Origin of the sequence: Pseudomonas sp. SbOxS1 (assembly GCF_013416725.1) — a bacterium.
Classification (GTDB): Bacteria; Pseudomonadota; Gammaproteobacteria; order Pseudomonadales; family Pseudomonadaceae; genus Aquipseudomonas.
Window position 1 is genome coordinate 304302 of the sequence record NZ_JAAVXC010000002.1, and the last position, 22478, is coordinate 326779.

The following is a 22478-nucleotide window of genomic DNA, read 5'->3' on the forward strand; positions in this document are numbered from 1 at the left end:
CTCAAAGACGTACTTGTCCTTCGTATACGCGTACTGCCGGGCCGGTCATCATGACCGGTTGGCCAGGGCCTGCCCATTCAATGGACAGGCGCCCGCCGGGCAGGTCGATCAATAGCGGCGAATCCATCCACCCCTGGCTGATCGCGGCCACCGCCGCGGCACAGGCGCCGGTACCGCAGGCCTGGGTTTCCCCGGCCCCGCGCTCCCAGACGCGCAACTGCGCGCGGCCCCGGTCGATGACCTGGAGAAAGCCGACATTGACCCGTGCCGGGAAGCGCGGGTGATGTTCGATTTTCGGCCCCAGTTCATGTACCGGTGCATTGTTGATGTCACTGACCCGCAATACGGCGTGGGGGTTGCCCATGGACACGGCTGCCAGCTCGACCGGTGTGCCGTCGACGTCAACCTGATAACTCAGGGCCTGCTCCGGCGCCTGGAACGGAATATCGGCCGGCACCAGGCGCGGCGCGCCCATGTTCACGCCAATCTGGCCGTCGTTGCGGACATCCAGCTCGATGATGCCGCTTTTGGTCTCGACACGGATCTGCCGTTTCGCGGTCAGGCGCTTGTCGAGCACAAAACGGGCGAAACAGCGCGCACCGTTGCCGCATTGTTCCACTTCGGAGCCGTCGGAGTTGAAGATCCGATAGCGGAAGTCCACGTCCGGGTTGCTCGGGGCTTCGACGATCAGCAACTGGTCGAAACCGATGCCGGTGTGTCGATCACCCCAAAGCTTTGCATGCTTGGGCAGAATATGCGCGTGCTGGCTGACCAGGTCGAGGACCATGAAGTCATTGCCCAGGCCGTGCATCTTGGTAAAACGCAGCAGCATGGTTTTACTCCGGCAGCAGGCTTTCGCCAGCGAACAACTCGGCTACCGTTTCACGGCGACGCACTTCAAATGCCTGATCACCGTCCACCAACACTTCAGCGGCGCGGCCGCGGGTGTTGTAGTTGGAGCTCATGACAAACCCATAGGCACCGGCCGAATGCACGGCCAGCAGGTCGCCTTCTTCCAGCGCAAGCTCACGCTCCTTGGCCAGGAAGTCACCGGTCTCGCAGATCGGCCCGACGATGTCGTAGGGGCGGGCAGCGGTAGTGCGCGGGCGCACGGCGGTGACGTCCATCCAGGCCTGGTACAGCGCCGGGCGGATCAGGTCGTTCATGGCCGCGTCGACGATGGCGAAGTCTTTGTGTTCGGTGTGCTTGAGGTACTCGACCTGGGTCAGCAGCACGCCGGCGTTGGCGACGATGAAGCGGCCCGGTTCGAATACCAGCGCCAGGTCGCGACCGTCGAGGCGCTCGCGCACGGCCTTGATGTAGTCAGCAGCCAATGGCGGCTCTTCATCGCGATAACGCACACCCAGGCCGCCACCGAGGTCGATGTGGCGCAGGTAGATGCCGCAATCGCCGAGACGGTCGACCAGGCCCAGCAGGCGGTCGAGGGCATCGATGAACGGTGGCAGGGTGGTCAGTTGCGAGCCGATGTGGCAATCGACGCCGACCACTTCCAGGTTCGGCAGCTGCGCGGCACGCACGTACACGTCTTCGGCGTCGGCAATGGCGATGCCGAACTTGTTCTCTTTGAGACCGGTGGAGATGTACGGGTGAGTACCGGCATCGACGTCCGGGTTGACGCGCAGCGAGATCGGCGCCCGAACGCCAAGCTCGGCCGCCACCACTTGCAGGCGTTCCAGCTCGTCAGTGGATTCGACGTTGAAGCAGTGCACGCCGACTTCCAGCGCGCGACGCATGTCATCGCGGGTCTTGCCGACGCCGGAGAACACGATCTTGTCGGCGCTGCCGCCAGCGGCCAGCACACGCTCCAGTTCACCACGGGAAACGATGTCGAAACCGGCGCCCAGGCGCGCCAGGACATTCAGTACACCCAGGTTGGAGTTGGCCTTGACCGCAAAGCAAACCAGGTGAGGCATGCCAACCAGGGCATCGGCATAAGCCAGGTATTGGGCTTCGATGTGCGCGCGCGAGTAAACGTAGGTCGGTGTACCAAAGCGATCAGCGATAGCAGACAGGGCAACACCTTCCGCGAACAGTTCACCGTCACGGTAGTTAAAAGCGTCCATGATGTTCCCTTATTGGTAGACGTCGTGCTTGTGCGACTTGGATGGCTGCTTTTGCGAGGACTGGGCTTGCTCTGCAGGGTCCTGATCTTCATCGGGCAGGTACAGCGGGCCTTTTTGACCACAGGCTGAAACCAGGCAGGCAAAAGCGACGATCGAAGCGAGCGCGGCTAGGGAAGAGATCAGGCGCTTCATGGCGAAATCCTTGAAAATGCAGTAATTGCGCCGGAGTATACCGGCCACCCGGCAGCTTGCCTATGCGACGGGGCTCCCGTCCGGCGGGCCTTGCAAGATGCCAGTCGGTATCATGCAATCCCTGTGGGAGCGAGCCTGCTCGCGAAAGCGGTGGGTCAGGCAGCTATGATGTTGTAGGTGTCGGCCTCTTCGCGAGCAGGCTCGCTCCCACAATTCGTAATCCTTTGCATTCGGCAAGCAGCGTCCGTATCGTGCGGCGCTTGAGCCTGATCAGACACTTTTTGAGGTTGCCGTAATGAGTTTGTCCGAAGCGCGTTTCCACGATCTGGTCGATGCCACCCAGCAGACGTTGGAGGACATCTTTGACGACAGCGACCTGGATATCGATCTCGAAAGCTCGGCCGGCGTGCTGACCGTGAAGTTTGAAAGCGGCAGCCAGTTGATCTTCAGTCGTCAGGAGCCCCTGCGCCAGCTGTGGTTGGCGGCAGTGTCCGGTGGCTTCCACTTCGACTACGACGAAGAAAGCGAGCGCTGGATGTGCGACAAGAGCGAAGAGCAGCTGGGTGAAATGCTCGAGCGCATCGTCAAGCAGCAAGCCGGTATCGAACTTGATTTCGAAGGCCTGTAACGTCGTGACCCAGCCTGCGCCCGTTCGTCCTCCGAAGCCGCTTTACAGCAACGTCAGCCCGGCCGTCCCTTCGCCGTGCAGCGGCGTGTGCCGGCTGGATGAGCAGAAGGTCTGCCTCGGGTGTTTCCGCCATGTCGAAGACATCCGCGAATGGCGCTCGGCGGATGACGAACGCCGACGGGTGATCTGCGCCCAGGCCTCGCATCGCAAAACCACCGCCAATGCCCGGTAGGGGCACAGAGCCGTACGCCGGTGGCGGCTTGTATATTTTTTGAGCTGTGATAGTGTCCGGATACGCCTCAACCCATCGAGGCTTGTGAAAACCCCGCCTTTTTCTGGCGGGGTTTTGCTTTTTTCGTGCAGAAGAAAGGAGTCTGCCCTGATCATGACCGCACCTTCCATCACCCTTACCCGTCTGGACGTACAACGTCTGGAGCGCCTGATCGACAGCCTGGACGAAACGCTGCCGGGCGTTATCGCGCTGCAAACCGAACTGGATCGCGCCGATACACTGGTCGGCCACGATGAAGTGCCCGCCGATGTCGTGACCATGAATTCCCGTGTGCACTGCCGTGAAGAGGGCAGTGGCAAGGACTACCACCTGACGCTGGTGTATCCGAAGGATGCCAACGCCGATGAAGGCAAGATCTCCATCCTGGCGCCAGTCGGCAGCGCGTTGCTGGGCCTGAAAGTCGGCCAGCACATTGACTGGCCGGCACCGGGCGGCAAGACGTTGAAACTGACCCTGCTTGAAGTCGAATCGCAGCCAGCCAACGGCGGCGACTACAACGTTTGACCCCACCTCAGACCTGTTCGAGCGCCTCGTTCAATGCGCGCTCCAGGTCGGTCTTGTAGCGCAGATACAGATTGCTTGACCCCTGACCATCACCGAGCAGGCCTGAAAGGTCCAGATCGGTGATGTAGCAGCGGTACCGTTCGGTCTCGCGGCGTTGCTCGACGATTTCCCGGGCGACCACGCTGAACAGCTGGTCGCCATGTTCCAGCTCGGAAAACTCCCGCTGATTGCAATACAACGTGACCTGTACCTTGCCTGGTGCGGCTTTGCCGACGATCGCCTGTACGTCATAGAAAGGTTTGTTGGCCGGGGTTTGCGGTGCAGGTCGGGCATCCACCCGACGCGCCCGGCCTGCGCCTGAAGGCAGCAGCTGGTAGTACAGGGTGTCCGGGTTCGCGGGCTGGGCCGTGTCCATCGGCAACGCAGCATCGCGCCGGTACTGGATCGATTGCAGGAAACGCTGCAGCGGCACCAGCAGGCTTTGTTCGTCATGCCACGGCAGGCGCTGCTGCCACAGGGCATTGAATTCATCGAGCACGTACAGATCGGCGTGCGCTTCGTTGACCCGGTAGAACACCTGGATGCAGTCCGGTCGACCCATGGGCAGCAGCAACGCCAGGTCGTGGTCGTCCAATGCCATCGGGTCCAGGTGCAGCGGGCTGTAGCTCGCCAGTTCTTCACCGAGGTAGTCGAGCAGTGCCGGCAGGGTGGCCAGCGCGATGTGATTGACCTGGCCGGGTATCAGTTCCAGCACGTGGTAGTGCTGCTGGACCTGGATCAGGTAGCGGTGATTGAGATTGCTCAGCAGCAGATCCTGCGCGGTGTCGAGGATGTCTTCGACGCGCTGGGCGATGAATTGCGCGCGGTTGTGGCAGAAACAACGCACTCTCAGCCTGGGTTGCCGCGGCCCGCCAGGCAGGGCGTTGAGATAGTCGCGCAGGCAATCGAGCAGGGCATGGGGCCCGTCGTAGCGGCTGACCAGCACCTCGTTCCAGCTATTGCGCGTGACCTGGTCCAGGGTCAGCACCAGGTTTTCCTTCACGCCTGCGTAGCTCAAGGAGTCGGTGCGCTCGGTGGTCATCAGGATGTTCAGGTCGCGGTGGTGCTTGAGCGGATCGATGCCTACGTTGACCAGGATCAGTACTTCGCTGGGCACGCTGGCGCGCAACAGGGGTTCTTCGGCGACGGTCGGCAGAGGCAGCGGAATGCTCTGCTGCAGGCTGCCGAGCAGGTTGAACAGCTCGAATTCGCTCAGGTCGCTGCTGCCCGGGTGCAAGGCCAGGCGGGTGCTGCTGTCGATCACACCGTTGCGGTGGCACCAGGCCAGCAGCTCAAGCAAATGACGACTGCGTTTGATCGGGGCGAAATGCTCCCACTCAAGGGCGGTCAGGCTGCCGTTGTACAAGCCCCACTGGCTTTGCTCCGGTTCTTTCCTGTGCGGCGCGTACACCAGCGTCAGGGTGTCTTCGGCCAGGTCCGGGGCGATGCCGGGGTTGATGAACTCGACCTTGTCCGCCTTGCGCTCGAAGGCCGCGTACAGGCGTCGACCCAGCACGCTGAGGTCGCGCTTGTTGATCGGGCTGATGGTTTGTTCATGGCGGGCAAACTGGGTCAGGAAGCGATAGCTGAAATTCAGTTCGTTGACCAGGGCCCGGCGCTCCGAGATGACCTGGCGGACTTTCCACTGGCTGCGGCTGTCGAGCAGGGCCAACTGGCGCTGATCCCATTGCCATTCGCGGGCCAGGCGCTCAAGCAATGAGCGTTGCCAGCCCTGGGTACGTGCGCCGCTGCCGGTGAGTTTGCGATTGACCTTCAGGTAGAGCGCCCGGCGCACCAGCTCCAGTCGCTCCGGTTCGTTGCGGGCGATGAGGTACTCCGCGATGCGCCGATAAACCACGACATACGGGTCCAGCTCATCGAGGTCGAGCCGATTGGCGAACACTGCCTGTTTGAAGCGCAGGCTCAGGCATTGGACGCTGGGGTGTTCGCTGGCGTACACCTCGGTCAGCAGGAGTTTGAGCACCGATTTGTACGGCGACTCGATGCCCTTGAACAACTGCCAGAGCCCGGCACCAATGAACTCCCCGGGCGGAATGCGGGCCAGATGGCCCAGGTCCAGGGTTTCATCGGCGCGGATGAAGCGCTTGGACGTCAGCGTGTGGGTGTACCGCTCATAGTTGGCTTCCTCGTACACCGGCACCAGCCACCAGATCGGCGTGCGTCCCGCCAGCCAGATCGCGGTGCGATAAAATTCGTCCAGCAGCAGATAGTGCTGGGTAGTGCCGCAGTCTTCCGAACTCAGCTGGCTGTCGCGCTCACCCCGTACGAAGCGGATCGGGTCGATCAGGAAGAAGTGCGCTTCGGCGCCCTGGGTCGCAGCCCAGGCTTCGAGCAACTGGCATTTCCTGCGCAACTCAGTGAGCTCGTTTTCGCTCAGGTCCGGGCTGTGGCAGACCCATACGTCCATATCGCTCTGGTCGGCCTGGGCCAGGGTGCCGAGGCTGCCCATCAGGAACAGGCCGTGAATCGGCCGTGGTGGATTGCTGCCGTGGCGCGGCTTATAGGAAAAGGAGCGGGTCAGGCGCTGGGCTTCGGCGAGGACGCTGGCATCTGGCTCGAAATTCGACAGCCCGGCCGGCGTGCTGCCCGAAACATACCCCGGCAGCAGCGGATGGTTGACATGGAAGAACAGCGGCAGGAGGTTCAATACCCCTTGCTGGCGCGTCGATAACCCATCCATGGCACGTGCCATGCGCCCCTCGTTGAGCTTGAGGAAGCGTGCGCGCAGCTGGCTGAGCACCTTGCGGTCAATTCCCTCGTCCAGATCGGGGCGGATTTCATGGGTGCGGGTCATGTCAGCTCAAACCGGCTCGCAGGGCTCGGACGTGGAGGCTCTCGGGATGAGGGGCAGTTTAGCGCCTCGGCGCCGGGACTTTTAAGCTGATTCTGTATTTCTGGCGTCAGATTTTTATCGAAGGGCGAAAACGGATAAAAAGTGCGCCCGCGGAAATCCTTAATCAGGCCTTCCGAGGGCGATGCAGGGGAATTCAGGCTGTTTCTTCGGCTCTCAGAATGGTGAGCACGGTTTGCACGTTTTGCGCAGCATCACGACCCAGGCTGGTCAGATAGCCGCCATCAGGCTGGTCGATCAGTTCTTTTTCATGCAGGCGTTTGGCAGCGGCAATGTGTTTCGGGGCAGCGGTCTGATGAATTTTCAAACCTTCCTGGGAACTGTCCAGGTTGAAGAGTGCGAGGACTTCCAGTTCGGCAACCAACTCAGGGGTAAGCGACATAAGGACTCCAGACTTTCTAGGAATTGGGCGACAGCGCTCCTAAGGTGATCTCACTCGCGCAGCATGTCCAGTGCTCGTACCAGGGTTATTGCTTTTCCGGCGGCAACTCGGGCAGTGCACGCAGCGCGGCTTCGTACCATTCGGTATTGAACGCGCGGTCTTCGTCGAGCATCGTGTCGATTTCTATGGCCAAAACGTGGGCCATCAGGTTGAGGATGTCCTCGCGCTCGTAACCCACCAGCGTCAGCTTGTTGAAGGTGGCTTTGGCGGCTGGCGGATTGTCGCTTTCGATCTGGTTCTCGATGGCTTCGGTCAGCGTGGTTTCGGCGAATTCTTCTTCGTCGTTGTCGATATCGGTTGGCTCGCTCATGGCAGGCTCCTTTGGGAAAGGTCACCAGTTTAACTGCATTCAGCCGCGTGATGCTGCTGGCAAGAAAGCCTGGAGCATTCTATAAACAGGCACTGCCCACCCCCGCACGGCCTGGAGGCTATGTGATGCTCAAGCTTTATGGTTTTTCCGTCAGCAACTACTACAACATGGTCAAGCTGGCACTGCTGGAGAAAGGACTGCCGTTCGAAGAAGTGCCGTTTTATGCCGGTCAGACCCCCGAGGCGCTGGCAATCAGCCCCCGTGGCAAAGTACCGGTGCTGCAGGCAGAGCAGGGTTACATCAATGAAACCAGTGTGATCCTCGAATACATCGAGCAAAGCCAGAAAGGTAAGGCACTGCTGCCGAGTGATCCCTTTGAGCGGGCGCAGGTGCTGGCGCTGGCCAAGGAGATCGAGCTGTATATCGAGCTGCCGGCGCGTGCCTCTTATCCAGAAGCTTTTTTTGGCATGACGCTACCGGAAGCGATCAAGGAAAAAACCAAGGCCGAACTATTGCAGGGTATTGCGGCGCTGGGCCGTCACGGAAAATTCAGCCCCTACGTGGCAGGCGAACACCTGAGCGTGGCGGATCTGTATTTCCTGTACAGCGTGCCGCTGGCGTGCGGTGTGGCGAAGAAGCTGTTTGATATCGATCTGTTGGCTGAGCTGCCGGCAGCCAAGGCGCTGCTGGAGCTTCTGGGCGACAACCCGAATGTTCAGCGGGTTGCGGCGGACAAGGAGGCGGCGATGCCAGCGTTCATGGCGATGGTCGCGTCCAAGAAGTAGATTGGTAGTGTTCTGAAGTCAGTCATCGCGAGCAGGCTCGCTCCCACATTGGATTTGATGTGTGATCACCATCCAATGTAGGAGCGAGGCTTGCCCGCGAAGCTTTTAGCGGCTGGCGAGCAATGCCTGACCGCGAGCCACGGCTGCCTTCACCTGCGCCGGCGCGGTGCCGCCGATGTGGTTACGGGCATTGACCGAACCTTCCAGGGTCAGCACGGCAAACACGTCCTGATCGATCTGGTCGCTGAACTTGCGCAGTTCTTCCAGGCTCATTTCCGCCAGGTCCTTGCCGCTTTCCACGCCGTATTTCACAGCATGGCCGACGATTTCATGGCAGTCGCGGAAGGGCAGGCCGCGGCGTACCAGGTAGTCCGCCAGGTCAGTGGCGGTGGAGAAGCCGCGCAGGGCTGCTTCACGCATCATCGCGTGCTTGGGCTTGATCGCCGGGATCATGTCGGCAAAGGCGCGCAGCGAGTCGCGCAGGGTATCGGCGGCGTCGAACAGCGGTTCCTTGTCTTCCTGGTTGTCCTTGTTGTAGGCCAGGGGTTGGCCTTTCATCAGGGTCAGCAGGCCCATCAGCGCGCCGAATACACGACCGGTCTTGCCACGTACCAGCTCTGGCACGTCCGGGTTTTTCTTTTGCGGCATGATCGAGCTGCCGGTGCAGAAGCGGTCCGGCAGATCGATGAACTGGAACTGCGCGCTGGTCCACAGCACGAGCTCTTCGGAGAAGCGCGACAAGTGCATCATCGCGATACTGGCCGCCGAGCAGAACTCGATGGCGAAGTCGCGATCGGACACGTTGTCCAGCGAGTTGCCGCCCACGGCATCGAAACCCAGCAACTGGGCGGTGTATTCGCGGTCGATCGGGTAGGTGGTGCCGGCCAGCGCAGCACTGCCCAGAGGCATGCGGTTGGTGCGCTTGCGGCAGTCGACGAGGCGCTCGTAGTCGCGGCTGAGCATTTCGAACCAGGCCAGCATGTGGTGCCCGAAGGTCACCGGCTGCGCCGTCTGCAGGTGGGTGAAGCCCGGCATGATGCTGCCCGCTTCGCGCTCGGCCTGCTCCAGCAGGCCTTTTTGCAGGCGGGTGATTTCGCTGAGGATCAGGTCGATTTCGTCACGCAGCCACAGGCGGATGTCGGTGGCGACCTGGTCGTTACGGCTGCGGCCGGTGTGCAGTTTCTTACCGGTCACGCCAATGCGGTCGGTCAGGCGCGCCTCGATGTTCATGTGCACGTCTTCGAGGTCGATGCGCCAGTCGAACTGGCCGGCCTCGATTTCACCCTGGATGGTCTTCAGGCCATCGGTGATGCTGTCGCGCTCGGCATCGGTCAGCACGCCGACCTTGGCCAGCATGGTGGCGTGGGCAATCGAGCCCATGATGTCGTGGCGATACAGGCGCTGGTCGAAGGTGACGGAGGCGGTGAAGCGGGCGACGAAGGCGTCGACGGGTTCACTGAAGCGGCCGCCCCAGGACTGATTGGTCTTGTCAGTGCTCATGAATTCGCTCGTATCGGCTGTAGAAAGATGGCGTTGAAAGCTGCCGCGGATAATAACAGGGTTGCCAATCCTGTCGCTGGCACTGGTCGACTGGTTTTCATTGCCCGGGGTGTCCGAGCCTGCGTGCGAACAATTTGCACAACGATATTTTTCAATTGAGCAATATCGTTCCGGCAACCGTCTACAGTTGGACTGTAGGATGAGCGCACTTCTCGGTGCGCAAGAGGACTATAAGAAGAGGGGGTGTTCATATTGCGTATCAGCAAACCCTGTGGCGATGTGTCGCCAAAGCGGGCCTGGGCCGCTAATCGCCCGGCAGATAAAAATTTAGCTGCCCGACCAGCGGCACTTTTTGACGCTCGCGCTAGTCTTAGCGTGGATCGCGGTGACGGACGTCACTTCACCTGTCTACGCTATCCTTGTGCGAGACTCACGCAGGAATCCAGCGCAATATGAATGTCCTGATCGTTGATGACGACCCCCAAGCCCGCGAGCGCCTGAGCCGAATGGTTGGCGAGCTCGAGGGATACAGTGTCCTGGAGCCCAGCGCCACGAACGGCGATGAAGCGTTGGCACTGATCGACAGCCACAAGCCGGATATCGTGCTGCTCGATATCCGCATGCCAGGCCTCGATGGCCTGCAAGTGGCCGCGCGATTGTGCGAACGTGAAACCCCGCCTGCCGTGGTGTTTTGCACGGGGCCCGATGAATTTGCCGTGGAAGCCTTACAGGCCAGCGCCGTAGGCTATCTGGTGAAACCTGTGCGAACTGAACAATTACATGACTCGTTGAAAAAAGCCGAACGGCCCAATCGTGGCCAGCTTGCCGCCCTGACTCGCCCTGCTGCCGAAAGTGGCAACGGCCCGCGCAGCCATATCAGTGCCCGTACCCGCAAGGGGATCGAGCTCATCCCGCTGGATCAGGTGGTCTATTTTATCGCTGACCACAAGTACGTGACCTTGCGTCACGAAAGCGGTGAGGTGCTGCTGGATGAGCCGCTCAAAGCCCTTGAAGATGAATTCGGCGACCGTTTCGTGCGCATCCACCGCAACGCACTGGTCGCTCGCGAGCGCATCGAACGCTTGCAACGAACACCGCTGGGGCATTTCCAGCTGTTCCTCAAGGGCCTCAATGGCGATGCATTGATCGTCAGCCGACGTCATGTGGCTGGCGTGCGGAAAATGATGCAACAGCTTTGATTCGCTGGTCGCAGGCGGACATCACACCCGATTGCCGGATATCCGGGGCCAGGGAGGCCGAGTAGTTTCTGATACAAGTCAAAGTGGATTTGGCTGAGCTGTTATTATCCGCCGTATCTATTCAGTACGGATTGATCCATGTCCTCTCGCCAGATCCGCATCGCCACCCGCAAAAGCGCTCTTGCCCTGTGGCAGGCCGAATACGTCAAAGCCCGTCTGGAACAGGCCCATCCGGGCCTGCTCGTGACTTTGGTGCCCATGGTCAGTCGCGGCGACAAGCTGCTCGACTCACCCCTGTCGAAAATCGGCGGCAAAGGCCTGTTCGTCAAGGAACTGGAAACCGCGCTGTTGGAAAACGAAGCCGACATCGCCGTGCACTCCATGAAGGACGTGCCGATGGACTTCCCTGAAGGCCTCGGTCTGTTCTGTATCTGCGAGCGCGAAGACCCGCGCGACGCATTTGTCTCCAATACCTACGCCAGCCTTGAAGCGTTGCCGCCTGGCAGCATCGTCGGCACCTCGAGCCTGCGCCGCCAGGCCCAGTTGCTGAGTCGTCGTCCGGACCTGGAAATCCGCTTCCTGCGCGGCAACGTCAACACACGCCTGGCCAAGCTCGACGCCGGCGAGTACGACGCCATCATCCTGGCGTCCGCCGGCTTGATCCGGCTGGGCTTTGAAGATCGCATCACCTCGGCCATCAGCGTCGACGACAGCCTGCCGGCCGGTGGCCAGGGCGCAGTGGGTATCGAATGCCGCACCGCCGACAGCGAAATTCACGCACTGCTCGCGCCGCTGCATCACCAGGATACGGCGACCCGCGTGAGCGCCGAGCGTGCCCTTAATAAACACCTCAATGGCGGCTGCCAGGTGCCGATCGCCTGCTACGCCGTGCTTGAGGGTGAGCAGGTCTGGTTGCGAGGCCTGGTGGGTGATCCGAGTGGTGGCCTGCTGCTCAGCGCCCAGGCCCGGGCGCCGCGTGGCGATGCCGAGGCTCTGGGGGTGCAAGTGGCCGAAGACCTTTTGAGCCAGGGCGCCGCCGATATTCTCAAAGCGGTCTACGGCGAGGCAGGTCACGAGTGACGGGCTGGCGTGTGCTGCTGACGCGTCCGGCGGATGAGTCGGCGGCGTTGGGCAGTCTGTTGGCCGATCAGGGGATTTTCAGCAGTAGCTTGCCGCTTTTGGACATAGTGCCGATCCCGGTCTCTGACACAATCGGTGAAGTGATCCGCGAACTGGATCGCTACAGCGCAGTGATCGTGGTCAGCAAGCCCGCCGCGCGAATCGGCGTCGAACTGCTTCAGCGGTTCTGCGTTCAAGCGCCGTGTGTGAAGTGGTTCAGCGTCGGCGCGGCGACGGCACAGATTCTTCAGGATCATGGCCTGGGCGTGAGCTTTCCGGATGAAGGCGATGACAGCGAAGCCTTGCTTGAACTTGCGGATTTGCGCGAGTGTCTCGCCCGACCCGATCCGCGTGTGCTGATCCTGCGCGGGGAGGGTGGGCGTGAACTGCTGGCTGAGCGTTTGCGCGAGGCAGGTGCTAGTGTCGAGTATCTGGAGTTGTACCGCCGCGAGCTGCCGCAATACCCCTCGGCAGCCCTGGAGCAGCGCATCGAAGCGGAACGCCTGAATGCGCTGGTGGTCAGCAGTGGACAAGGTTTTGAGCACCTGCATCAATTGGCTGGCGATGCCTGGCCGCAGTTGGCGCAGTTGCCGTTGTTTGTACCAAGCCCCAGGGTCGCCGAGCTGGCACGTGCTGCCGGTGCCCAAACAGTTGTGGATTGTCGTGGCGCCAGTGCCACGGCTTTGCTGACGGCGTTACGGGAGCATCCCGAACCCGTTCTCTAATGCAAAGGATGGATACGTGAGCGAAACAGCCTTGCCTAAAGATGACGTGCGGCCAGTACTTGATGCACCGGTTGATGAAATGCAGCCGCCACCTGCTGCGGTGCAGCGCCGCGGCAATGGGCTGGCCATCGTCGCGCTGCTGCTGGGCGCTGCCGGTGTCGCGGTGGGTGGTTGGGGAGTCTGGCAGGTGCGTCACCTGCAAGCGACCAACCAGCAGCAGCTGGGTCAGGTGCAGGCGTTGAGTGACGAGGCGCAAAGCCTGAAGCTCAATGACCAGCGCCTGAGCGCGCGCCTGGAGCAACTGCCCGGCGCCGATGTGCTGGAAGAGCGCAGCCGGTTGGTGATTCAGCTTCAGGGTGATCAGCAGCGACTCAATCAACGCCTGGAAACCGTCCTCGGTGCCAGCCGCAAGGACTGGCGCCTGGCCGAGGCCGAGCACTTGCTGCGCCTGGCCAGCCTGCGCCTTTCGGCCTTGCAGGACATCAGCAGCGCCCAGGCCCTGGTGCAGGGTGCCGATGAAATCCTCCGTGAGCAGAATGACCCCGGCTCCTTCGCCGCTCGCGAGCAAGTGGCCAAGACCCTGGTAGCCTTGCGCAGCACCGAGCAACCGGATCGCACCGGTTTGTTCCTGCGGCTGGGGGCGTTGCGCGACCAGGTGATCAGCCTCACCGAGCTGGCGCCCGAGTACAAGGATCGCGGCGAATCCCTGCTGGGGTTAACCGCCGATGGCGACGGCGCCAGTCGCTGGGCGCAATGGTGGGATCAGATCTCGCGCTACATCCGTATCGATTTCAACGCCGACAAAAATGTCCGTCCTTTGCTGGCCGGGCAGAGCCTGAGCCAGGTTCGCCTCGCCCTGAGCCTGGCGCTGGAGCAGGCGCAATGGGCTGCGCTCAACGGTCAGGCGGCGGTGTATTCGCAAGCGCTGGCAGAGGCGCGGGATGTGCTCAAGGGCAACTTCAACCCGGACAATCCTCAGAGCAAAGTGATGCTCGATCAGGTGGCGGAACTGAGCAAGCAGCCTGTCTCTGTGGTCACCCCGGACCTGACCGGAACCCTGAGTGCGGTCCAGGGCTATCTGGAACGGCGTAACGTCAACGCCGAGGACTCGATCAAGCCGCTGGCCAAACCTGCCGCGAATACCGCGCAGGAGGCCACCCCATGAAGCGCCTCTATGTGATCGTGTTCCTGGCCATTGCGGCGGCGGCTGCGCTGGGCTTGGCCATCGCCGAGCATTCGGGTTACGTCCTGATCGCCTACAAGAGCTTTCGCTACGAATCGAGCCTGTGGGCAACGCTGGCCTTGATCGCCGTTCTCTGGCTGGTCATCTGGGGCATCAAGGCGTTGGTCGAACTGGTGACGACCTCCGGTGGCGTGGTCAATCCGTGGTCTCGGCGCAATCGCAGCCGCCGGATCCAGGTGGCGATCGAACACGGGCAACTGGACCTGGCCGAAGGTCGCTGGGCCAGCGCGCAGCGTCACTTGCACCGGGCCGCGGAAGCCGAGCGTCAGCCGCTGCTTTACTACCTCGGGGCTGCGCGCGCCGCGAACGAACAAGGTCGATACGAAGAAAGTGACAATCTGCTGGAGCGCGCCCTGGAGCGTCAGCCCCAGGCCGAGTTGGCGATAGCCTTGAACCACGCGCAATTGCAGACCGACCGCGGTGATACCGAGGGCGCCCTGGCGACCCTGCAGGCGATGCGCGAGCGCCACCCTCATAATGCCCAGACCCTGCGTCAGTTGCAGCGCCTGCTTCAGCAGCGGGGTGACTGGTCGGCAGTGATCCGCCTGTTGCCTGAGCTGCGCAAGGACAAAGTCCTGCCAGCGGCTGAACTGGCCGAGCTGGAGCGCCGAGCCTGGGGTGAGAACCTGTCCCTGGCGGCGCATCAGGAAGAGGAAGGGACGCTCGGTTTGCAAGCACTCGATCGCGCATGGCAACAGCTGACGTCGGCTCAGCGCCAGGAGCCGCAATTGGTGCTCGCCTATGCCGAGCAACTGCGGCAACTGGGGGCCCAGGTCCAGGCCGAAGAGGTCTTGCGCACGGCTTTAAAGCGAAACTACGACAGCCATCTGGCGCGCCTCTATGGATTGGTGCGCGGCAGTGACCCGGCTCGCCAACTGCAGCTCGCCGAGGGCTGGCTGAAAGATCATCCAACCGATCCCGGCCTGTTGCTGACGCTGGGTCGCTTGTGCCTGCAAAGCAGCCTGTGGGGCAAGGCCAGGGATTATCTGGAAAGCAGTCTGCGAATACAGCGCAACCCGGAAGCCTGCGCCGAACTGGCACGCCTGCTGGCACAGATGGGGGACACCGAGCGCAGCAACCAGCTGTTCCAGGAAGGCCTGGGCTTGCTCGATGAGCGCTTGCTGGCGGCACCACTACCGGCGTTGGCTCATGTTTGATCATTGAGTGACGGATCGCTCGAGTGGGCGATCCGCTGCTTCAAAACTTGTCGGAATTTTCCCTTCGCAATGCTGCTTCAGCAAAGTCCTACAGACCACTACGTCTGATCCCCTGATGTCTGTCGGGAATTCCCTACGTATTTGCTGAAATGTCTGCATCTGCCCGCCTTGAAAGGGCTGCGCGCTTTCCACTACCGTAGCCGTCGGACTCTTATTGTTACGGAAACGCCATGTCGTTGGCCTGCCCACGCTCCCTGTTTTTTACTGTGTTCATCGCAGGCGCCCTGGCCCTGGGCGTTTCCTATTACCTGGAATATGCGGTCGGCCTCCAGGCATGTGGCTTGTGCCTGTTGCAGCGCGCTTGCCTGGCGCTGCTGAGCGGTTTGAGCCTGATGGCTTCGGTGCATGGTCCCGGTCGCCTGGGGGCCTTTGTGTATTGGCTGCTAGCACTGCTCTGCGGCCTGCTGGGGACCTTCGCGGCCTGGCGTCAGGTATTGCTGCAAACCGATCCGGTGTATCAATTTTCCGCCTGCTCACCTGACCTGGCCGAGGTATTCACCAGTGCCCCTTGGTTGCGGATTGCGCAGATGATGTTCCAGGGTGCCGTCGATTGCCCGCGGATCGCCTGGACGTTGTTTGATTTGAGTATTCCGGAATGGAGTCTGCTGTTCTTCGTTGCTGTGATGATTCCAGGTATTTATCAGCTGATACGCCTGGTCTTGAGCGCTCTACGACGACCACTCGGCGACAAGTCGTCGCACCGGGTGCTTGTCAAAGATTAAACACTTGTATGAACTTTATCGTCTGCGTACCTTGAAGCCACCGTCGCGCGGGCATAATCTGGCCCGCACGTGTCATTGGATTTATGTTGCTCGATGACGCTCTGCCTGGTCGAATCTTGATTCTCAAGCCTGCGACAGGTGTAGAGCAGCATGACCCACAAGGGAAGAGAGATCGCCATGCTCGAAAGTTGTCAGAATGCTCAGGAACGTTGGGGTGGAGTTCATCTGCTGATTGACCGCTGGTTGCAGGAGCGTAAAGAGCTGATCGATGCGTACGACAAGCTCGGAGCAAAACCTGAGGCACTGTCCGAGAACCGCAAACCCTTGCAAGAGTTCTGCGGCGTGCTGGTCGATTACGTATCCGCCGGCCATTTCGAGATCTACGAACAGTTGACGGGGGAGGCCAAGGCCTTCAACGACAAGCGTGGCCTGGAACTCGCCGAGACCATTTACCCACGCATCGACGTCATCACCGAAAAACTCCTCGCGTTCAACGACCTGTGCGATGCCGGGAAGTGTGTTGCCGATGAGTTCAAGACACTGGGTGGCTTGCTGCATGAGCGCTTCGAACTGGAAGACTGCCTGATCGAAGTGCTGCATACCGCTCACAAGGAAGAAGATTCGGTTCAGGCCTGATCGTTCTCCCCGCAAGCCCTGAAAACGGTGCGCCATGGCGCGCCGTTTTTCGTTTGTGCTTTCAGCTGGTGGCGCCGCGCAATTCGACCTCGAACACCAGGGGCGTGAAGGGGGCGATCAAATCGCCGGCACCGTCGGAACCATAAGCCTGTGCCGATGGAATCACCAGGCGCCATCTGGCACCGACCGGCATGTCTTGCAGCGCGCTGCGCCAGCCACTGATCACGCTGTCGAGACTGAACCATTGCGGTTGGTTGTTCTGGTCGAACACTGTGCCGTCCGGGAGTCGCCCGATGTAAAGCACCTGGACCTTTCCGTTGGGGCCGGCCTTGGCGCCAGTACCCGGTGCCAACTCGGTCAGCAGTATTCCATCCGCCAATTCACGAACGCCGGGTTTGGCTTTTTCCCTGGCGAGAAAGTCTTGCTCGTTTTTAACTGCCAGCTCGTTTTGCGGCGCAGGCGTTTGCAGGGTCCCCTGCGTTTCGTGCTCACGCAAAATCTGTTCGATCTGCTCGTCTTTCAATGCCAGTGGCTTGCCTTGATAGGCCTGCTGTAGTCCTTCGACCAGTGCCTGAATCTGCAAGTCGGGAACCTCCTGGCGCAAGCGTTCGCCGAGACTTGCGCCCAGGCTGTAAGCGAGATCGTGAGCGTCTTTTTCCTGGTTTTTTTCAGTGGCGTTGGCCACGGAAAAAATCACGCAGAACGATAAAAAAAGGTAGCGCGACATGGGCACTCTCCGGCCTTGGTTGCGGGCGATTATGCCAGCGTGAATGCGCTCAACGGTGAACTGCTTTGGCGCCAACGCAGAACATTTTCAATTCGTTGCAACGCAGCGCTTTCGATACTGTCAAGATGCCCTAGCGGCGGTAGCAGCAGAGGTCTAGTATGAGCCGCACTCACGTCAGCCAGGAGGTAAACCATGTCGGCCACCAAGAAGCCTGTAAGTACTCCGTTGCACTTGCTCCAACAACTCTCGGGCAGCTTGCTCGAGCATCTCGAAAACGCTTGTTCCGAAGCTTTGGCTGATGCTGAAAAACTGCTCGCCAAACTGGAAAAGCAGCGCGGAAAAGCGCAAGAGAAATTGCACAAATCCCGTACCAAATTGCAGGACGCAGCGGCGGCCGGAAAGGCCAAGGCGCAAACCAAGGCCAAGGACGCGGTGAAAGAGCTCGAGGACCTGCTTGATGCCCTCAAGGATCGTCAATCGGAAACTCGCGGCTACATCCTGCAACTCAAACGCGATGCCCAGGAAAGCCTGAAACTGGCCCAGGGTGTTGGTCGCGTACAAGAGGCTGTCGGCAAGGCGTTGTCCCTGCGTTCGGCCAAGCCTGCTGCGGCTCCTGCGAAGAAAGCCGCTGCCAAACCGGTTGCCGCAAAAGCACCGGCCAAGCCTGCCGCCAAACCTGCCGCCAAGGCACCGGTGAAAGCCGCAGCCAAACCTGCTGCAACCTCTGCAGCGAAAAAACCTGTCGCGGCCAGTGCTGCAAAACCGGCTGCCAGAACCGCAGCTGCCAAACCTGCTGCCAAGACAACCGCTGCCAGAACAACGGCCGCGAAACCGGCTGCCAAACCGGCCGCCAAAACCGCTGCTGCGAAACCCGCCGTGGCCAAAACCGCAGCCGCCAAACCAGCCGCTAGAACGGCCGCTGCCAAACCTGCTGCCAAGCCGGCCGCAAAACCTGTAGCGGCGAAAACCGCTGCCAAGCCTGCTGCAAAACCAGCGGCCAAACCGGCGGCAAAAGTAGCAGCAAAACCTGCCGCAAAACCGGCGGCTAAAACGGCTGCGGCCAAACCAGCCACTGCCGCAAAACCTGCCGCGGCAAAACCGGCAGCCAAGCCTGCCGCAGCCAAGCCGGCGGCAAAACCAGCAGCAGCTAAACCAGCAGCCAAACCTGCCGTGAAAAAACCGGCCGCTGTTGCCAAGCCGACTCCGGCTCCGGCTGCCGCTGCCGCTGCCAAGCCAGCAACACCAGCACCCTCTGCTTCGGCTGCTCCTGCGCCGACAGCACCAACCTCGACAGTCTCCACTGCACCAACGCCAGTGGCACCGTCGAACTCCAGCACCAACCCAACCAGCGCTTCTTAAGTGCCGGTTACCGCGACGCGCAGCTGATGCAGCGCGTCGCGGTGCAGGTGGGCGGCGTCTGTCGTCACACCTTCAAGCCAGATCACCAGATCGGCCGCGTCACCCTGCGGCCAATCCCGAGCCGATCGCTCCAGGCGCAATAACAGATTTCGCTCGGCCTCCAATTCAAGTGCCTTGACCTGTTCGCGTAGCGAGTGCAGTTCGGCATCCTGTGCGGCGGCAACCTTCCATTGCACGCGCAGTGCCCGCAACGGTTGCACGACATCGACGTCCCAGGCTCGCGCCACACCGCGAAGTTGCTGCAGGCGTTGTTCATCGCAGGCGATCCCCCGCTGTCCCAGCCAGGCCGCGCACAGCAGCAAACACACATTGACGCCGCCCGCCTGTAATCGCAGGCATGCCTGCTCAACGCCCGGGCGGGCATAAAGGGTCAGGGAAAAGCTCCACAGGTCAGAGGACATAGTGCTACTCGCGCCAGTTGCGAGCGAAGCTGGTAGACTCCGCCGCCATTATGATTCGACTTCAGAACCTGACTTTACAGCGTGGCCCGCAACGTCTGCTAGAAGACGCCGAGCTAACCCTGCACGCCGGCCAGAAAGCCGGCCTCATCGGTGCCAACGGCGCCGGCAAATCGAGCCTGTTCGCCTTGCTCAGGGGCGAACTGCACCCTGACTCGGGTGATTGCTTCCTGCCGGCCGACTGGCGTATCGCCCACATGCGCCAGGAGGTCGACACGCTCGAACGCCTGGCGGTCGACTACGTGCTCGATGGCGACCTGCGCCTGCGCCAGGTGCAACGCGACCTGGCGGCAGCCGAAGCGGCCCATGACGGTGCCGCACAGGCCCGCTACTACTCCGAGCTCGATAGCGCCGACGGCTACACCGCCGACGCACGGGCGCGCAAGCTGCTGGCAGGCTTGGGCTTCACCAACGAGCAGATGGATCGCCAGGTCGGCGATTTCTCCGGTGGCTGGCGGATGCGCCTGAACCTGGCGCAGGCCTTGATGTGTCCTTCGGACCTGCTGTTGCTCGACGAACCGACCAACCACCTGGACCTCGACGCCATCATCTGGCTCGAAGAATGGCTCAAGAGCTATCCCGGCACCCTGATGCTGATTTCCCACGACCGGGACTTCCTCGATGCCGTGGTCGATCACGTGGCCCACGTCGATCAGCGCAAGATCACTCTCTATCGCGGTGGCTACAGCGCCTTCGAGCGTGCCCGTGCCGAACGCCTGGCCCAGCAACAGCAGGCCTACGAGAAGCAGCAGGCGCAACGTGCGCACATGGAAAGCTACATCGCCCGCTTCAAGGCCCAGGCCACCAAGGCCCGCCAGGCCCAGAGCCGGATCAAGGCCCTGGAGCGGATGGAAGAGCTGACCGCGGCGCACGTCGACTCGCCGTTCGACTTCGTCTTCCGCGAATCGCAGAAGATTTCCAGCCCGCTGATCGACCTGTCCGATGCCCGCCTGGGCTACGGAGAGAAAACCGTGCTGGAGAAGGTCAAGCTGCAACTGACCCCCGGCGCGCGCATCGGCTTGCTCGGCCCGAACGGCGCCGGTAAATCGACCCTGATCAAAAACCTTGCTGGCGAGCTCTCGCCGCTGGCCGGCCGCTTGACCCGTGGCGAGAACACCGTCGTCGGCTACTTCGCCCAGCATCAGCTCGATTCCCTGGATGCCAAGGCCAGCCCGTTGCTGCACTTGCAGCGCCTGGCGCCGACCGAGCGCGAACAGACCCTGCGCGACTTCCTCGGTGGTTTCGACTTCCGCGGCGCGCGGATCGACGAGCCGGTGCTGAATTTCTCCGGTGGCGAAAAGGCGCGCCTGGCGCTGGCGTTGATCGCCTGGGACCGGCCGAACCTGCTGCTGCTCGACGAACCGACCAACCACCTGGACCTGGAAATGCGCCTGGCGCTGACCATGGCCCTGCAGGAATTCAGTGGTGCGGTACTGGTGGTCTCCCACGATCGCCATTTGCTCAAAAGCACCACCGACAACTTCTACCTGGTGGCGGACGGCAAGGTCGAAGAGTTCGACGGCGACCTTGAGGACTACACCCGCTGGCTGGTGGAGTATCGCCAGCGCAACGCCCCGGTCAGCAACACCCCGGTCAATCCGGACAAGACCGACAAGAAAGCCCAGCGTCAGGCGGCCGCGGCGTTGCGTCAGCAACTGGCGCCGCACAAGCGCGAGGCTGACAAGCTCGAAGCCGAGTTGGGCAAGCTGCACGAGAAACTGGCGAAGATCGATGCCAGCCTGGGCGACAGCGACATCTACGAGCCGTTGCGCAAGAATGAATTGCGCGATCTGCTGGCTGAGCAGGCCAAGTTGAAGGTGCGTGAAGCGCAGCTCGAAGAAGCCTGGATGGAAGCCCTGGAACTGCTGGAAAGCATGCAGGCGGAGCTGGAGGCGCTCTCCTGATGGAGGCCTTCAAGCTGCCGCTGCCGGCGATGTGGGTCGAGCCGATCTGGCTCGGCGTGCAAATCCTGCTGATCCTGCTGGCCGGTTACATCGCCCAACGCTTCGTTGCCAAGTGCCTGACCCGCCTCGGTGAGCGTTACCCGTTCCCGCCACAATTGCTGATGCCGCTGCGCGGCGGCCTGCGTTGGCTGATCATGGGCAGTGCGCTGATCTTCGTGCTGGAGCGCCTGGGGGTTTCGGCCACCGTGCTCTGGACGGCGCTGTCGGGGTTCGTCGCGGTGGCGGCGGTGGCGTTTTTCGCCATGTGGAGCGTCCTCTCCAACCTGTTGTGCGCGATCCTGATCTTCACCGTCGGGCCGTTTCGCCTGGGTGATGTGGTCGAGTTGGTGGACACCACCGACAAGCCCGGCGTCAAAGGCCGGGTGGTGGCGATCAATCTGCTGTACACCACGCTGATCGAGGCGGAAGAGCTGGGTACTGGTAGCGCGATGGTGCAGGTGCCTAACAGCTTGTTCTTTCAGCGCTCGGTGCGGCGTTGGCGGGGGACGGATGTATTCCCTTCCAGCGGGTTTGAAAAGTAAGACTTCTGTTGCCTGATCTATTGCCATCGCGAGCAGGCTCGCTCCCACAGGTGCACTCGATCAACTGTGGGAGCGAGCCTGCTCGCGAAGGGGCCCTAAAGGCATACAACGCTGGTCGGCAACCGCAATATCCTGCAAAAAAATCGGTAGTCACCAGCCCAAAGCCGCATTAGCTTAGACATCTGTCACGAGTCTGAGTCGAGGTGTGCAATGGAGCTTCAAACATGGCTGGCGTTTTTTGCCGCCTGCTGGGTGATCAGCCTGTCTCCCGGTGCCGGCGCCATTGCGTCGATGTCCAGTGGTCTGCAATACGGTTTCTGGCGCGGTTACTGGAACGCCCTGGGCCTGCAATTGGGCCTTGCAGTGCAGATTGCGATTGTCGGCGCCGGTGTCGGCGCGATTCTCACGGCATCCGCCACCGCCTTCTATGCGATCAAATGGTTCGGCGTGGCCTACCTGGTTTTTCTCGCCATCAAACAGTGGCGTGCACTGCCCAGCGACATGAGCGATGACGCGGCGGTCCGGCAGATTGGCAAGCCGATGGCCCTGGTGTTCCGAGGCTTTCTGGTAAACATCAGCAACCCCAAGGCGTTGGTGTTCATGCTGGCGGTGCTGCCGCAGTTCATTGATCCGCACGCACCACTGCTGATCCAGTACGTGATCATCGGTGTCACCATGGTCTGCGTGGACCTGATCGTCATGGCCGGTTACACCGGGCTGGCTTCCAAGGTGCTGCGTATGTTGCGCACACCGAAACAGCAAAGGCGCATGAACCGGACCTTTGCCGGACTGTTCATCGGCGCGGCGGCGTTCATGGCCACCCTGCGTAAAGTCGCGGTTTAAACCATCAGGCACGAAAAAGGCGACCTCTTCAGGTCGC

24 protein-coding genes are annotated in these 22478 nt (G+C 61.3%); 15 read left to right on the forward strand and 9 right to left on the reverse strand.

Annotation, left to right across the window (positions count from 1 at the left end; all coding sequences use genetic code 11):
• Position 1: 1 nt before the first annotated feature.
• From dapF to HFK74_RS02315, 3 genes are read right to left on the reverse strand one after another with little or no spacing between them, the layout of a single operon-like run.
• Positions 2 to 832 (reverse strand): diaminopimelate epimerase, encoded by an 831-nt coding sequence (gene dapF / locus HFK74_RS02305; RefSeq protein ID WP_175387316.1) that lies wholly within the window; start codon positions 830 to 832, stop codon positions 2 to 4.
• A gap of 4 nt (positions 833 to 836) precedes the next feature.
• Positions 837 to 2084, reverse strand: a complete 1248-nt coding sequence (gene lysA / locus HFK74_RS02310) for a diaminopimelate decarboxylase (protein WP_008066385.1) — start codon at positions 2082 to 2084, stop codon at positions 837 to 839.
• A gap of 9 nt (positions 2085 to 2093) precedes the next feature.
• Complete coding sequence (locus tag HFK74_RS02315) at positions 2094 to 2276, reverse strand: lipoprotein (protein ID WP_008066386.1); 183 nt, start codon at positions 2274 to 2276, stop codon at positions 2094 to 2096.
• Positions 2277 to 2571: 295 nt separating this feature from the next.
• Between HFK74_RS02315 and cyaY the strand changes: the two genes are divergently transcribed.
• From cyaY to rnk, 3 genes are all read left to right on the forward strand, one after another.
• Complete coding sequence (gene cyaY, locus HFK74_RS02320; RefSeq protein ID WP_180202182.1) at positions 2572 to 2904, forward strand: iron donor protein CyaY; 333 nt, start codon at positions 2572 to 2574, stop codon at positions 2902 to 2904.
• A gap of 4 nt (positions 2905 to 2908) precedes the next feature.
• Complete coding sequence (locus HFK74_RS02325) at positions 2909 to 3136, forward strand: DUF1289 domain-containing protein (RefSeq protein WP_081504876.1); 228 nt, start codon at positions 2909 to 2911, stop codon at positions 3134 to 3136.
• A gap of 153 nt (positions 3137 to 3289) precedes the next feature.
• Positions 3290 to 3700, forward strand: coding sequence for a nucleoside diphosphate kinase regulator (rnk, locus tag HFK74_RS02330; RefSeq protein ID WP_008015509.1), 411 nt, complete (start codon positions 3290 to 3292; stop codon positions 3698 to 3700).
• A gap of 7 nt (positions 3701 to 3707) precedes the next feature.
• On the opposite strand, the gene HFK74_RS02335 is transcribed toward rnk, so the two are convergent.
• The 3 genes from HFK74_RS02335 to HFK74_RS02345 form a co-directional block, all read right to left on the reverse strand.
• On the reverse strand, positions 3708 to 6554 hold the full coding sequence (locus HFK74_RS02335) for a class I adenylate cyclase (protein ID WP_180202183.1): 2847 nt from the start codon (positions 6552 to 6554) through the stop codon (positions 3708 to 3710).
• Between the two features lie 193 nt (positions 6555 to 6747).
• Positions 6748 to 6993 carry a TIGR02647 family protein gene (locus HFK74_RS02340; RefSeq protein ID WP_008066390.1) on the reverse strand — a complete coding sequence of 82 codons (246 nt, stop codon included), beginning with the start codon at positions 6991 to 6993 and terminating at the stop codon, positions 6748 to 6750.
• An 85-nt stretch (positions 6994 to 7078) separates the two neighbouring features.
• Positions 7079 to 7363 (reverse strand): hypothetical protein, encoded by a 285-nt coding sequence (locus tag HFK74_RS02345; protein ID WP_008066392.1) that lies wholly within the window; start codon positions 7361 to 7363, stop codon positions 7079 to 7081.
• Between the two features lie 125 nt (positions 7364 to 7488).
• Between HFK74_RS02345 and HFK74_RS02350 the strand changes: the two genes are divergently transcribed.
• Positions 7489 to 8148, forward strand: a complete 660-nt coding sequence (locus HFK74_RS02350; RefSeq protein WP_180202473.1) for a glutathione S-transferase family protein — start codon at positions 7489 to 7491, stop codon at positions 8146 to 8148.
• A gap of 105 nt (positions 8149 to 8253) precedes the next feature.
• On the opposite strand, the gene argH is transcribed toward HFK74_RS02350, so the two are convergent.
• Positions 8254 to 9648, reverse strand: a complete 1395-nt coding sequence (gene argH, locus HFK74_RS02355) for an argininosuccinate lyase (RefSeq protein ID WP_180202184.1) — start codon at positions 9646 to 9648, stop codon at positions 8254 to 8256.
• Positions 9649 to 10100: 452 nt separating this feature from the next.
• On the opposite strand from argH, the gene HFK74_RS02360 reads away from it, so the two are divergent.
• The 7 genes from HFK74_RS02360 to rsd all read left to right on the forward strand — a co-directional run bounded on the left by HFK74_RS02360 (position 10101) and on the right by rsd (position 16509).
• A complete protein-coding gene (locus HFK74_RS02360) occupies positions 10101 to 10847 on the forward strand; it encodes a LytTR family DNA-binding domain-containing protein (protein WP_008066399.1) in 747 nt (248 codons plus the stop codon).
• Positions 10848 to 10985: 138 nt separating this feature from the next.
• Complete coding sequence (hemC, locus tag HFK74_RS02365) at positions 10986 to 11927, forward strand: hydroxymethylbilane synthase (protein ID WP_180202185.1); 942 nt, start codon at positions 10986 to 10988, stop codon at positions 11925 to 11927.
• Positions 11924 to 12691: a uroporphyrinogen-III synthase gene (locus HFK74_RS02370; protein ID WP_180202186.1), complete on the forward strand. Its 768-nt coding sequence runs from the start codon at positions 11924 to 11926 to the stop codon at positions 12689 to 12691. The genes hemC and HFK74_RS02370 overlap by 4 nt, the downstream gene beginning before the upstream one ends.
• 16 nt (positions 12692 to 12707) lie before the next feature.
• The gene (locus HFK74_RS02375) at positions 12708 to 13856 is read left to right on the forward strand and encodes a uroporphyrinogen-III C-methyltransferase (RefSeq protein WP_180202187.1); all 1149 of its coding nucleotides are present in this window, start codon (positions 12708 to 12710) and stop codon (positions 13854 to 13856) included.
• Entirely contained in the window at positions 13853 to 15091 is a 1239-nt protein-coding gene (locus HFK74_RS02380; protein WP_180202188.1) for a heme biosynthesis protein HemY, read from the forward strand. Before HFK74_RS02375 ends, HFK74_RS02380 begins: the two co-directional genes overlap by 4 nt.
• 230 nt (positions 15092 to 15321) lie before the next feature.
• Positions 15322 to 15873 (forward strand): disulfide bond formation protein B, encoded by a 552-nt coding sequence (locus tag HFK74_RS02385; RefSeq protein ID WP_180202189.1) that lies wholly within the window; start codon positions 15322 to 15324, stop codon positions 15871 to 15873.
• Positions 15874 to 16050: 177 nt separating this feature from the next.
• Positions 16051 to 16509: a sigma D regulator gene (gene rsd, locus HFK74_RS02390; RefSeq protein WP_083349898.1), complete on the forward strand. Its 459-nt coding sequence runs from the start codon at positions 16051 to 16053 to the stop codon at positions 16507 to 16509.
• A gap of 61 nt (positions 16510 to 16570) precedes the next feature.
• Here the strand turns inward: rsd and HFK74_RS02395 are convergent, their stop codons facing one another.
• On the reverse strand, positions 16571 to 17236 hold the full coding sequence (locus HFK74_RS02395; RefSeq protein WP_180202190.1) for an FKBP-type peptidyl-prolyl cis-trans isomerase: 666 nt from the start codon (positions 17234 to 17236) through the stop codon (positions 16571 to 16573).
• A gap of 192 nt (positions 17237 to 17428) precedes the next feature.
• Here HFK74_RS02395 and HFK74_RS02400 point away from each other — a divergent pair, with 192 nt between their 5' ends.
• The gene (locus HFK74_RS02400) at positions 17429 to 18595 is read left to right on the forward strand and encodes an AlgP family protein (RefSeq protein ID WP_180202191.1); all 1167 of its coding nucleotides are present in this window, start codon (positions 17429 to 17431) and stop codon (positions 18593 to 18595) included.
• Here HFK74_RS02400 and HFK74_RS02405 read toward each other — a convergent pair.
• Positions 18592 to 19056 carry a TIGR02444 family protein gene (locus tag HFK74_RS02405; protein WP_180202192.1) on the reverse strand — a complete coding sequence of 155 codons (465 nt, stop codon included), beginning with the start codon at positions 19054 to 19056 and terminating at the stop codon, positions 18592 to 18594. The genes HFK74_RS02400 and HFK74_RS02405 overlap by 4 nt on opposite strands.
• Positions 19057 to 19106: 50 nt before the next feature.
• Here HFK74_RS02405 and HFK74_RS02410 point away from each other — a divergent pair, with 50 nt between their 5' ends.
• From HFK74_RS02410 to HFK74_RS02420, 3 genes are all read left to right on the forward strand, one after another.
• Positions 19107 to 21017: an ATP-binding cassette domain-containing protein gene (locus HFK74_RS02410; protein ID WP_180202193.1), complete on the forward strand. Its 1911-nt coding sequence runs from the start codon at positions 19107 to 19109 to the stop codon at positions 21015 to 21017.
• Positions 21017 to 21598 carry a mechanosensitive ion channel family protein gene (locus tag HFK74_RS02415; protein ID WP_180202194.1) on the forward strand — a complete coding sequence of 194 codons (582 nt, stop codon included), beginning with the start codon at positions 21017 to 21019 and terminating at the stop codon, positions 21596 to 21598. Before HFK74_RS02410 ends, HFK74_RS02415 begins: the two co-directional genes overlap by 1 nt.
• 210 nt (positions 21599 to 21808) lie before the next feature.
• Positions 21809 to 22441, forward strand: a complete 633-nt coding sequence (locus HFK74_RS02420; RefSeq protein ID WP_180202195.1) for a LysE family transporter — start codon at positions 21809 to 21811, stop codon at positions 22439 to 22441.
• Positions 22442 to 22478 lie beyond the last annotated feature (37 nt).